Raw genomic sequence first — 12,621 nt, 5'->3', positions numbered from 1 at the left:
CTCCGCACAGTTGAGTAGGGCTGTAAAAGCTGATGAAATCAGCGTAATAGAGCCCACTCAACCACTGCGTCTTGCTCGACAATCCAAAGACAATTGAGAGGCTAGGACTTTTGTCCCAGACCCAAGTTCCTTTTCTCTGATTTAGTCCAGCAATCGGCTTCCGCCAGCAACTTCTGCAATGTAAAAGCTAGGGGCATAGCCGACGACTTCTTGATACTTGCGACCGACATTTTCTTTGAAAGATTCCACCGCATCCTTAGCAACTAAAGCAATGGCACAGCCACCAAAACCTGCCCCTGTCATACGAGCACCCAGAACGCCTTCTTGCTCCCAGGCCGTATGGACCAAGGTGTTCAGCTCTAGACCAGTCACTTCATAGTCATGTTCTAAAGAAACATGAGACGCATTCATGAGGCGGCCGAATTTGTCAAGATCGCCTGCCTGCAAAGCCGCCCGCGCTTGCAAAGTCCGTTGATTTTCTAAAACAGCATGGCGAGCCCGTTTGAGGCGATTTTCGTCCTCTATCAGATAGCTATACTCGTCAAAGGACCACTCATCCAACTCGCCCAAGGTTGCGATAGACAGTTTACGGTTCAGTTCTTCAACAGCTTTTTCGCACTCCGCCCGACGCTCATTGTACTTAGAATCAGCCAACTCACGACGCTTGTTGGTATTCATAATCACTACGACATTATCTTTGAGATCAAGCGGCACCAAATCATACTCAAGAGTATTGGTATCTAGGTAAATAGCTCGCTGGTCAGCACCCATTCCGATAGCAAACTGGTCCATAATGCCAGAATTAACCCCGATAAATTCATTCTCAGTTAATTTACCGATTTTCACTAGGTCCAAACGTTCCAACTGCAAATCAAAGAGTTTCTCAGCAATGACACCCGTCAAAAGCTCTAGAGATGCAGAAGAAGACAAGCCCGATCCGTTGGGAATATTTCCATAAACATAGACATCCATGCCTCGGTCAATCTTATGACCTGCCTCCTGCAGAAAATGCAGAACTCCTTTTGGATAGTTGGTCCAGTTATGCTCAGGCTCAAAGTGCAGGTTTTCCAGCGACACTTCAATAATCCCTTTTTCTTCAAAATTTCCTGAGAAGAATCTCAAGAGCTGATCGTCCCGCTTGCGAGCCGCTCCATAAGTTCCTAGAGAAATCGCAGCAGGAAAAACATGGCCGCCGTTATAGTCCGTATGCTCACCAATCAGATTGATCCGACCAGGTGAAAAGAAAGTGTGATCCGCTTCTACTCCAAAAACCTTAGCAAAATCTGCGCGGACTTGATCTACTGAAATGACATTTGACATAAGCTAAACTCCTTTAAAATGATTGTTCGACATTGTAATCGTTTTCTTATCTTTATTATAACTATTTTTGAGTAAAACTTCAATAAATTTAGTAAAATTTTACTAATTTTATAGATAGTTTTTTGTAAAAATCCAAACAGTAATCTGTCTGGATTATTTTATAAGGAGCAATAGATTAGAAAATATTGTCTTCCGTCTCAGCATCAAAGTAATGCGCCTTGTTTAGGTCGAAGCCAAGTTTAATACTGCTTCCGGTATTCATATGATCGCGTGCATCAACTTTGGCAACAAACTCACTGCCACCAACCGCACAGTAGAGGTGAGACTCCGCTCCAAGCAACTCAGAAACAGAAATCTTCGCAGTTAGAACTGACTCAGGGAAGGTTTCCAGAAAAGCTGGTTCCATGTTGATATCTTCCGGACGAATACCAAAAATCAACTTGTTGCCCTCATAGCCCTTTTCCCGCAACCCTTTAAGATTACCCTCTGGGACTTGGAGACTGAAGTCTCTGTTTGGTCCGACAAGACGGCCATCTTCCAGTGTCACTTCAAAGAAGTTCATAGCTGGGCTGCCGATGAAACCGGCAACGAACTTATTAACTGGGTTGTTATAGACTTCTTGAGGTGTACCAATCTGCTCCACTCGTCCAATCGTTCCAGTTCCAGCAGGATTCTTGGTCGCTGACATGATAACAATCCGGTCAGCCAGAGTCATAGCTTCAGTCTGGTCGTGGGTAACATAAATAGTTGTTGCCCCGATACGACGGTGAATCTTGGCAATCTCCGCCCGCATAGAAACACGCAGCTTAGCATCCAAGTTAGACAAAGGCTCATCCATAAGGAAAACCTTTGCATCCCGAACGATAGCGCGTCCCATTGCTACCCGCTGACGCTGACCACCAGATAAATCAGCTGGCTTACGCTGCAAAAATTCCTTCAAGCCCAGAATTTCTGCTGCTTCATTGACCCGTTTTTCAATATCTTCCTTGCTGTACTTGCGCAGCTTGAGACCAAAAGCCATGTTGTCGTAGACAGTCATGTGCGGATAAAGGGCATAGTTCTGGAAGACCATGGCGATGTCGCGGTCTTTTGGAGCTACATCATTGACCACTGTACCGTCAATAGAGGCAGTTCCTTCAGTGATGTCTTCAAGACCTGCAATCATACGCAGAGTAGTTGATTTTCCACAACCGGACGGACCGACAAAGACGATAAATTCTTTGTCCTTGATATCTAGATTGAAGTCTTCCACTGAATAGTGGTCGCTGTTGGGATATTTTTTATAGATATTTTTCAGATTTAATTCTACCATTCTTCTTCTCTTTTCTTATCTCTATTCAAAAGTGATAGCTTGGCCATTTTCACTAGCGCTATATGTCAATTCTTTGAGGTTGATAACTACTTGAGCAGTGACTGACTTATCTGCATTGCTACGGACAATCCGGAGGCTGTTTTCATCCAATAGATTCACTTCAATAGTGCCATCTAGATCAAAGGCAGCAGACTGGTTGCGGTAACTGAAAAGCTTGAGCAAGGCTTGCACAACTGGACGCTTGATTTCTTCAGCAATCTCCTCATTACTGTAATAATGACGGTTGATATTGCGGCCTTCCTTAGTGTTTTCTAGCAGTTCAAGGTCATTTTTCCCAGCTAAGAAACCAACATAATAGACCTGTGGAATCCCTGGAGCAAAAGCCTGAATCAGACGGCTAATGAAGTACTTCTTGTCGTCATCGCCCAAGGCTGAGTAGTAAGTCGAGTTAATCTGGTAAATGTCCAGATTATTGTACTCAGCTGAGGAATACTTACGCTTGACATTAGCCCCAACCTTATATAGTTCATTGGTTGCAAAGTCAATTTCTTCATCAGTCAGAATATCCTTAACATCAACAACCCCAATACCATCGTGGGTGTCCAGTGTTGTGAATTGCTTCATAGGACTCATTTCAAGCCACTTGACTAGACGCTCAGCTTTACCACTGTATAGAGAATAAAGAGTTACCATCGGCAGCGCAAAATCATAGACAAAGTAGCCATGCTCTGCAATCTTGAACTGTATAGAATAATGCTCATGAATTTCTGGTAAAATATCCGTCCCAAACTCAGCCACTTGCTGCTGGACTTTTTCTAAGAGATCCCAGATTTCTGGCTCAACAAAGAAATCATTGGTATCTAACTTTTTGACCGCATAGGCAAATGCATCTAAACGAATCAGATCACAGCCATGCTCTGACAGTTGACGCAATGTTTTCTTGATGAAATCATTAGTTACCTGACTGCGAACATCTAGATCAATCTGCTCTTCACCAAAGGTGTTCCACAGATACTCAGTGCTTCCATCTGCAAAGACGATTTCCTGCTTAGGCGCCCGATCCTTACGCTTATAAATTAAATCAACATCAGCTTGCGTCGGACGATTTTCTGGCCAAAACTTATCCCAGCTGAGAAAGAGGTCACGATACTCACTCTGATCCTTCTTTTCCTGAAAATCCTTATAATACTTGGACTGGCGTGAGATGTGGTTGATCATAAAGTCAAACATGAGATAATATTTCTCGCCCAGCTTTTCTACATCCTCCCAGTCACCAAAGGCTGAATCAACCTCTTCATAGTCTACTGGGGCGAATCCCCGGTCACCAGTTGATGGGAAGAAAGGAAGCAAATGCACTCCTCCAACAGCATCGCCAAAATGCTTTTCTAAATTGTCATATAAATCTTTTAAATTCTCCCCCAGGCTGTCTGAGTAAGTAATCAGCATGGTCTTATTTTGAATAGCCATAGTCTTCTCCTCTAAAATCTTGTCTTATATACTCTTTCCCATGCGCCTAATAGAACACGCCCTAAGCTCTGTGCGAAAAAGATGAATCTTCTACAGCCGTTACTAATTCAGTAGTTTACGGGCTTTGTATCTTGAGCTTACTTCACTGCCCCATTGCTCATTCCAGCAATAATGTTGCGCTGGAAGATGAGATAGACGATAGTAATGGTAATAATCCCAACAACATAAGAAGCAAAGCTCGGTCCATAATCATTAAAGTATTGACCTGTGTAGTTATATTGGAAGAGTGGCAGAGTCCACATCTTGGAGTCTTTATTGAGTACCAAGAGAGGAAGCATGAAATCATTCCAGAACCAGAGGGCATTGATAATCATGGTTGTCGCATGCATGGGTTTCATCATAGGAAAGATAATCTTGAAATAAGTTGTAAACTTTCCAGCACCGTCAATTTCTGCTGCCTCATCCAGACTGTCTGGAATGGAAATCTTAATGTAGCCTACATAGAGAAAGAGAGTCTGTGGAACAGCGTAAGCCAGATAGAGGATAATTAATCCCCAAGTGTTGGCTAGTCCTAGCTTACTCATCATAACTGTAATAGGAATCATGATAACTTGAAAAGGAACGAAAATCCCTAAAATCAAAAGCGTATACATAATACCAAAAGCTTTTTTCTTAGACATATTACGAGCGATAGAGTAAGCAGCCATAGGAATAAAAATCATGACAACAGCCAAAGATAGAACCGTGATTACAATTGAATTCCAATAGTAGCCTCCGATACCATCAGCCAAAAGGCGTTGAAAATTCTCTAAGTTCGGTTGAGTCGGAAATCCGAAAAAATTATTAACAATGTCTTTGGTAGACTTAAAGGAACTGAATATCGTTGCTAAGAGTGGAATTAAAATGATAATAGATCCCAGTGTTAGAAAGATATATTTACTAAAATTAGCTTTTCTTTCTGCATTTTTCATCGGGCTTCTCCTCTTAGATTTCAAATTTCTTAGATACTCTCAACTGGATAATAGAAATAATCGCAATCAAGAGAAACAAGATAACAGCAATGGCATTGGCATAACCAAATTGATTGCTCTTAAAAGCATAGTTGTATACCAGAAGTCCTAGAGAGGTGGTCGCATTATTCGGACCGCCGCCTGTCATGGCAAAGACCTGGTCAAATGCTGTCAAACCGCCTTTTAGAGCCAATATAAAGACCATGGAAACACTTGGTAGGAGATAAGGAAGTTCCACCTTCCAAAAAATTTGTTTGCTGCTAGCTCCATCAATTCGAGCTGCTTCTGTAATCTCAGTCGGGATAGACTGAAGGCCAGCTAAGAAGATGATAATAGGCATGGCTACCCCTTGCCAAAGCAAGACGAAGATTGCTGCAAAGATTGCACCGCCATTCGTTCCTAGAAGGCTGGTTTTAAGAAATTCAATTCCTAAGGAATTCCCTAAAGCTGGCAATCCGTAGTTGAAAAGTTGCTTAAAGATAAGAGCCACAGTCAATCCAGATAGAACAGCAGGGAAGAAAAACCAAGCTCGGAAGAAAGTTTTCCCCTTTATCTTCGAGTTGAGAGCTCGGGCTATCCAGATCCCCAGCATAATCTCACCAACCACCATACAAATAGTAATAATCAATGTAAAGCCTATCGCGTTCATAAACTTAGGATCGCTCATGAGGAGCATAAAGTTATTGAGTCCAACAAACTTATAATTATAGGTCAAACCAGTCCAGTTTGTCAGGCTGTAGAAGGCACCTTGAAACATGGGCACATAGAAGAATACAGCCTGTAGTACAAGGGGAACAAGGACAAAGAGCCAGCCCCAATATTTCTCAATCAATTTTTTCATAGTGGATCTACTCCTACTCTACGTCTGCTTTCATCGGATTGAAGAAGGCATTTAGTGCTTTCGCCATATCCTCTTTGTCTCCAGTTGTAATATAATTTCCAGTCAAGGTATAAAAATCACTTTCACTGGTCCAGTCTTGAGCTAGCCAAACGAGGTGTCGGTCTGTAAATGCTAGTTCAGCAAGACCGGCTAGCGGTGCATCTGACCCAGCTTCCTTGACACCTTCAATAGCTGTTGGTGAGCCGTCCACATCATAATATTTCTGCATAACTTCTGGACGTGACATATATTCAACAAAAGCATTGGCTTCTTTCTTGTGCTTACTACTTGAAGAGATAGACCAAGCTAGGTCTCCTGCTCCAATGGTCAAGCTTTGTCCTTTTTGCTTTCCAGGGAAAGGGAACGTTCCAACATTAAACTTAGGATCTTGCGCATTGATTGCTGTGATAGCCCAAGAGCCATTTGGAGTCATCAGGGCATCGCCTCTAGCGAAGGCACCGACAACATCAGTATAGCCTGCTCCCTGCCAGTTGGTTTGCATGGCACCTTTTTTGCGGAATAAATCTAACAACCTGAAATCATCTTTAAGCACTGAATCTGAAGACTTGATGGCATTTGGCTTGGAAAAACGTAGGTAATCATTCGCTTCCTTACCGCCACCCGTAGAAGTAGCAAGAGCTAACTGATGATAACCATTCAAGGTCCAAGTATCTGCTCCTGCAATGGCAAAAGGCGTTTCCCCTTTTGCTATAATCGTATCAACTAATTCTTCAAATTCTTCCCAAGTCTCTGGAACTTTCAATCCCAGTTCTTTAAATTTATCTTTGTTGTAATAGATACCATAAGCATTAGCAGTATAAGGGATATTGTAAATCTTTCCATCTATCGCATATTTATCTGCGTAATGATTCTTAACTCGCTTGAGATAATCTTTATTAGATAAATCTTCAAAGTACCCAGCTTTAGCCCATTCTTGCAATTCAATAGACTGGGGATAGATATTGACAACATCAGGAATATCTCCAGCCAGAACTCGAGTTTTGAGTACTTCCCCAGCGTTAGGGACATTCACCACTTTCACATGCACATTCGGATTTTCTTTTTCAAAGTCTTTTGCAATCTCACGAAGGGTATCAACCATTTCACCCTTCTGATTGAAATACTCAATCGTTACCTTACCATCTGTTGACTCCCCTTGGCTGCTGCAAGCTGACAGCCCCAAAAGGGACAGTCCTGTAATAGCAGCTAAGCTCATCTTTTTATACCATTTCATGGTCTAGCCTCCTTATTTTTTAATAAAATGCAACTGTCTGCTAAGATAATCTCCTTGCGGAAGATTCATAGTGATACCAGCATACATGAGTTCTGCACCTGAGTAAACTGCGCCATTTGCCTGCAGCTCATAAAGTCCTTCTTCCTCTAAGGCTTTTAGTTTCAAAGTTGTTTCTATTGTTTCCACAACTGATAAGACTCGGACATAGGTTACAATCGTTTGATCTTCATAGTTAAATTGAACTGCTGCTTCATTGGAGCCAACATCTGGATTGATTAGCCTATACTGACACCCTAGCTGGACCACTGGCCGTAATTCTTTATACAACTTCACCTGGTCAGCAATCGCAGCTTTCTCTTCATCTGATAGACTAGTCAAATCAAGCTCATACCCCAGATTTCCCATCATAGCCACATGACCACGTGTTGCCAGTGGAGTAATCCGACCCATCTGATGATTGGGTACTGCTGACACATGGGCACCCATTGAAATAGTCGGATAAAGATAAGAAGACCCATATTGGATTGGCAAACGAGCTATGGCATCGGTATTGTCACTAGCCCAGACTTGAGGGAAATACCGCATCATACCAAGGTCATTTCGGCCACCGCCACCTGAGCAGGACTCAAAGAGAATATTCTCATATTTCTCTGTCAAATATTTTACAATTTCATAAAGCCCCAAGATATACTTATGTGACTGCATTTTGGTCGCCAGATAGTTAGTGCCATTCCCAAGATTGGTAATATTACGATTCATATCCCATTTTATGTAGTCAATATCGTGCTGACTTAACAGCTGATCTAGTGTTTCTTTGATATATGCTACCACATCTGGATTAGCATAATCCAATACGAGTTGATTGCGAGAGTAGGTATGGTCCCGATCAGGCACTTGAATAGCCCAGTCTGGATGTGCCCGATAAAGCTGACTGTCTACGGAAATCATTTCTGGCTCAACCCATAAACCAAATTGCAATCCTCTGCTATGAACTTCTGCTATGAGCTCTGTCAAACTGCCACCTAGCTTATCTTCATTGACAAACCAGTCACCCAGAGCCCGATTGTCATCAAAACGGTTGCCAAACCAGCCATCATCGAGAACAAAGAGCTCAATACCAACTTTCTGTGCCTCATCTGCTAACTCTAGCAACTTCTCTTTTTTGAAATCAAAGTAAGTTGCTTCCCAGTTATTGATTAGAATTGGCCGCTCTCGCTTCGCAAAAGCTTTAGGAATGATATGCTCTTGAACAAAAGCTTGGCTCTCATGACTAAGACCAGTCAAACCTTGAGCCGAATAATTCAACAGAGCAACAGGACTATAGAAAGTCTGCCCCGCTTCCAGTTTCCAAGCAAAGTTATCTTCATTGATACCGATACCTAGCCGAACTTCATTCAACTGATTTTGCTGAATCGAAGCTTCAAAGTTTCCGCTATAAAGGAGCTGAATTGCCCAAACTTGACCAGCCTCTTCCGTCGTTTCACTATCACAAAGGATAAGGCTTGGAGTCTGCGCGTGACCAGAAGCTCCTCGGTTGGAAGCTATTTTGAAAATTCCCTGTTCTAGCTTGTGACGACGAACTGTTTTTTCCCTAGCATAAGCTCCCTGTAAACTAATCACATCATAAGTACCTGCCGGCAAATCTGCCATTAAGCTCAAGTTCTTATGTATGACTGCTGTCTCTCTACCGATATTTTCCAGCTTAGTAAAGGTTGCAATGGTATTGCTATCCTCAAAAGCTGTGTAATAAAGAGTGAGGCGTAAGTGAGCTACTGTATCCTCTAAAATAAAGGCCAGTGTTTCTGCATCTTCTGTACTGTGAGGGCTAGGCAATCCTGGAACTTCCAAACCTCCCTTAATCAGCTGACTCTCAACAAACCGAAAATCTGTTACTTCATTATTAGCATGTTGGACTTGCAGAGAAGGTTGCCGAAAGTCTCCTAAACCATGCTGACCCAAAACCTGCCGCTGGGTATCTAAGCTAAAACTTCGCTCATTCGATCTCGGATTACCAGAAAAAGCATGATCTCGCTCAAATACTGTATTGGAAAAATGATAGGATTCGATTTTTCTGCCTAAGTGTTTAAGCAAAAGGTAGCCATCCCTTTCCTCAATGATAAGACTGGAATTTTTTGTATTGATGTAGAATAGATGTTTGTCTATTTTGATAGCCATTTCTGAACCTCCATATTTACTAATATTTTACCTTATGAAATCGCTTCCTAAAATAGAATTATGTTAGGGAAATATGGTAAAATGTTAGGTAGGAGGCAGAATATGCTTGTTTTTTCAGAATACCAAACAGGAACAATTGATCTTGCACTTAGCTTCTACGGATACGAAGAGTGCACTCCTAACTACTCTTTTGGGCCAGCAATTAGAGATACCTATGTACTTCATTACGTTAACAAGGGAAAAGGTCAATTTCATTACAAAGGTAAAATTGTCGATTTAAAAGCTGGAGATCTCTTTCTGCTCAAGCCAAATGAACTTACCTTTTATCAGGCTGACAAAGAAGAACCTTGGTCTTACTACTGGCTGGGAATGACTGGCGGTAGGGTTTATGACTACTTCAATCACTCACAGATTTCCGAAGACTGCTACCTACTTGCTAACCAGGAACGAAAAACAGATAGGATTGGGAAAATTGTTGAGAACTTGGTTTACTTCGCCGAGCAGACCAAATCTAACCAACTAGCTCAACTCCACATTATGGGCCAACTTTATGAACTCATCTTTCACTTGGGCAGCGTTGCCTATAAACCCCAAGCAAATACCCTATCTGCAAGCCAGCAACTCTATCTAGCCTGCAAGCAGATAATTGACACTCAATATCCCAATCCTAACCTCAGCATTCAAGATATGGCAATTAAGTTGTCCGTTCATCGTAGCTACTTAACAACCATTTTCAAGGAAGAACACCAAAGCTCACCAAAAGAATATCTAGACTATGTCCGAATGCACCGAGCCAAACAACTCCTAGAAAGTACTCACGAACCTATCCAATTTATCGCCTATTCTGTCGGTTTCTCAGACCCCCTTTACTTTTCAAAGGCTTTTAAAAAATATTTTGGCTTTTCACCCAGTTCATTTCGAGAACAAAGTTAAGTTTTACTAAACATATCTTTGTTATTTACTAATTTTTGAGTTATAATTTATGTAGACAGTAAATTAAAAAGGACCAAATCAAATGGCTACTATCAAAGATATCGCCCAGGCTGCTGGTGTTTCTCCCGCAACTGTTTCGCGGGTTTTGAACTATGACAAGTCCATGTCTGTCAGCGATGAGACGCGTAAGAAGATTTTCGATATCGCTGAACAGCTCAATTACAAAAAAAGCAAAAGGCAGAAAAAGACTGCACCTCAGACCCATCGCATCGCTATCGTCGAATGGTACACCGAGCTGGAAGAGCTGGATGATCTTTACTACTACTCCATCCGCTTAGGCATCGAAAAGAAAGCCCAGGAACTGGGCTATGATATCGTACGGATTTTCAACAACGACTCTCTAAGCCAGCTAGAGCAGATTGACGGCATCATTGCCATCGGAAAATTTAGCAGCAAGCAAGTCAAGGAGCTGGAGCAATACAGTCCTGCTCTGGTTTTCGTGGATAGCGATACGCTCGACCAAGGCCACAGCTGTGTGACAACGGACTTTGAGCATGCCGTTACTCATGTTCTCGACCATTTTCTTCAGCAGGGCTTTCGAGAAATCGGTATGATTGCTGGACGTGAAGAGACCGCAGACGGAACGACAAGTCTTGACGATCCGCGCTTGGCCTGCTTCTGCCGTTACCTTAGTGACAAAGGTCTTTATCAGCCGACTTATGTCAAGACAGGCAAGTTCTCCTCAGAGTCGGGCTACCAGCTGATGAAAGACATGATTGACGAACAAAAAGAACAGATGCCCAAAGCATTTTTCATAGCCAGCGATGCTCTGGCAGTCGGTGCCCTCCGTGCTCTTCAGGAAGCGGGAATAGCTGTTCCCCAAGATGTCCAGATTATTTCCTTTAATGATACATCCATCGCCAAATACGTCTATCCGCCTCTCAGCACTGTGACAGTCTTTACAGAGGAAATGGGCAAGCAAGCTCTGCAGATGCTGGACCAGATGATTAAAACTGACGAAAGCCCCATCCCTTACATGATTAAGCTCTCAACCAAGCTGACACTAAGAGAAAGCAGCCATTAAGTTAGAAAGGCCGCCTATGAAAACCTACGAAAAAATCTTTGACATCCTCAGCCAGGCTGACGACTATGTCAACGGTGAAAAAATAGCCCAAGAATTGGGCATTTCACGAACTTCCATTTGGAAAGCCATCCAAAAACTGGAGAAAGAAGGCCTCCAAATCGAATCCGTCAAGAACCGGGGCTATCGATTGACAGCGGGTGACCTGCTGATTCCTGATTGGATTGAGGCAAACTCACCTGTTCAGGTCTCCTTTAATCCTGACTGCCAGTCCACTCAGATGGACGCCAAGGCTGGCATGGAGGCCGGACGCCCTGCCGACACTCTCTATCTGGCTGCTGCCCAATCTGCTGGCCGTGGCCGTTTCGGTCGTGCCTTCTTCTGCCCCAGCCAGGGCGGCTTTTACATGTCTCTCCACCTCAAGCCCAACCTCCCCTTCGACCAGCTCCCCTCCTATACTATCTTGACCGCAGGAGCTATTTACAAGGCAGTGAAAAATCTAACTCTTATGGAAGTTGATATCAAGTGGGTCAATGACATTTACTATCGAAACAAGAAAATTTCCGGCATCCTGACCGAGGCCACAACTTCTATCGAGACAGGTCTCGTCACCGATGTCATCATCGGTGTTGGCTTTAATTTTTTCATTAAAGATTTTCCAGCCGACATCAAAGAAAAAGCCGGCTCCCTCTTTGAAGAGAAACCAGCCATTAGTCGCAATGAGCTCATTGCCGAGATTTGGAAATGCTTCTACGAAAGCGACCCAGAAGAGCTCATCTACCTCTACAAGGAGCGCTCCTTGGTGCTGGGACGACAAGTGACCTTTAGTCAAAAAGGCGTAGACTACCAAGGTTTGGCCAAGGATATCTCAGACAGCGGGCAACTTTTAGTCCAGCTGACAGATGGTCAGGAAATCTGGCTCAATAGCGGCGAAGTCTCGCTGACCAGTTGGTAATCAAAATATTCATTTCAAAAGGACTGAGTCTCATAGCTCAGTCCTGTTTTCATTATTTCGGTCCTAAATGTTTATCGATTTCATCCACAATCCGCCCCATGACATAGGAAATCTGCAGATTGCGCAGCACTAAAACTGCCCAGAAAGCAGCCATAAAATAGCGCCCCGCCATGATAGATTCATTGAAAAAATAGGTTTCTAAGGCTGTAAAAACAGCCATCACAATAAATTGTCGTCTGTTCATAGATTTATTA

11 protein-coding genes are annotated in these 12,621 nt (G+C 42.9%); 3 read left to right on the top strand and 8 right to left on the bottom strand.

The genetic code is table 11. The features are described 5' to 3' along the window. Positions 1 to 141: 141 nt before the first annotated feature. From K4H96_RS05380 to K4H96_RS05350, 7 genes are all read right to left on the bottom strand, one after another. On the bottom strand, positions 142 to 1,320 hold the full coding sequence (locus tag K4H96_RS05380) for a galactokinase (RefSeq protein ID WP_223336773.1): 1,179 nt from the start codon (positions 1,318 to 1,320) through the stop codon (positions 142 to 144). Positions 1,321 to 1,495: 175 nt separating this feature from the next. Further along, on the bottom strand, positions 1,496 to 2,632 hold the full coding sequence (locus K4H96_RS05375; protein ID WP_223336772.1) for an ABC transporter ATP-binding protein: 1,137 nt from the start codon (positions 2,630 to 2,632) through the stop codon (positions 1,496 to 1,498). Positions 2,633 to 2,653: 21 nt separating this feature from the next. Next, positions 2,654 to 4,099, bottom strand: coding sequence for a sucrose phosphorylase (gene gtfA / locus K4H96_RS05370; RefSeq protein ID WP_223336771.1), 1,446 nt, complete (start codon positions 4,097 to 4,099; stop codon positions 2,654 to 2,656). 137 nt (positions 4,100 to 4,236) lie between these two features. After that, complete coding sequence (locus K4H96_RS05365) at positions 4,237 to 5,070, bottom strand: carbohydrate ABC transporter permease (RefSeq protein WP_223336770.1); 834 nt, start codon at positions 5,068 to 5,070, stop codon at positions 4,237 to 4,239. A 13-nt stretch (positions 5,071 to 5,083) separates the two neighbouring features. Next, positions 5,084 to 5,950 (bottom strand): carbohydrate ABC transporter permease, encoded by an 867-nt coding sequence (locus K4H96_RS05360; protein ID WP_223336769.1) that lies wholly within the window; start codon positions 5,948 to 5,950, stop codon positions 5,084 to 5,086. A 13-nt stretch (positions 5,951 to 5,963) separates the two neighbouring features. Further along, complete coding sequence (locus K4H96_RS05355) at positions 5,964 to 7,223, bottom strand: extracellular solute-binding protein (RefSeq protein WP_223336768.1); 1,260 nt, start codon at positions 7,221 to 7,223, stop codon at positions 5,964 to 5,966. 12 nt (positions 7,224 to 7,235) lie between these two features. Next, the gene (locus tag K4H96_RS05350; RefSeq protein WP_223336767.1) at positions 7,236 to 9,398 is read right to left on the bottom strand and encodes an alpha-galactosidase; all 2,163 of its coding nucleotides are present in this window, start codon (positions 9,396 to 9,398) and stop codon (positions 7,236 to 7,238) included. Between the two features lie 102 nt (positions 9,399 to 9,500). Between K4H96_RS05350 and K4H96_RS05345 the strand changes: the two genes are divergently transcribed. The 3 genes from K4H96_RS05345 (at position 9,501) to birA (ending at position 12,367) form a co-directional block, all read left to right on the top strand. Then, positions 9,501 to 10,331: an AraC family transcriptional regulator gene (locus K4H96_RS05345; RefSeq protein WP_223336766.1), complete on the top strand. Its 831-nt coding sequence runs from the start codon at positions 9,501 to 9,503 to the stop codon at positions 10,329 to 10,331. Between the two features lie 82 nt (positions 10,332 to 10,413). Beyond that, positions 10,414 to 11,415 carry a LacI family DNA-binding transcriptional regulator gene (locus K4H96_RS05340; RefSeq protein WP_223336765.1) on the top strand — a complete coding sequence of 334 codons (1,002 nt, stop codon included), beginning with the start codon at positions 10,414 to 10,416 and terminating at the stop codon, positions 11,413 to 11,415. Positions 11,416 to 11,431: 16 nt separating this feature from the next. Continuing rightward, a complete protein-coding gene (birA, locus tag K4H96_RS05335; protein WP_223336764.1) occupies positions 11,432 to 12,367 on the top strand; it encodes a bifunctional biotin--[acetyl-CoA-carboxylase] ligase/biotin operon repressor BirA in 936 nt (311 codons plus the stop codon). 52 nt (positions 12,368 to 12,419) lie between these two features. Here birA and K4H96_RS05330 read toward each other — a convergent pair whose 3' ends face one another. Further along, a complete protein-coding gene (locus K4H96_RS05330; RefSeq protein WP_002895701.1) occupies positions 12,420 to 12,611 on the bottom strand; it encodes a DUF3272 domain-containing protein in 192 nt (63 codons plus the stop codon). Positions 12,612 to 12,621: the final 10 nt, after the last annotated feature.

This window comes from Streptococcus sanguinis (assembly GCF_020729765.1).
In the GTDB taxonomy this organism is placed as follows: Bacteria; Bacillota; Bacilli; order Lactobacillales; family Streptococcaceae; genus Streptococcus; species Streptococcus sanguinis_Q.
Note: the sequence above shows the minus strand (reverse complement) of the source record. Positions and strands in the feature narration are given on the sequence as shown.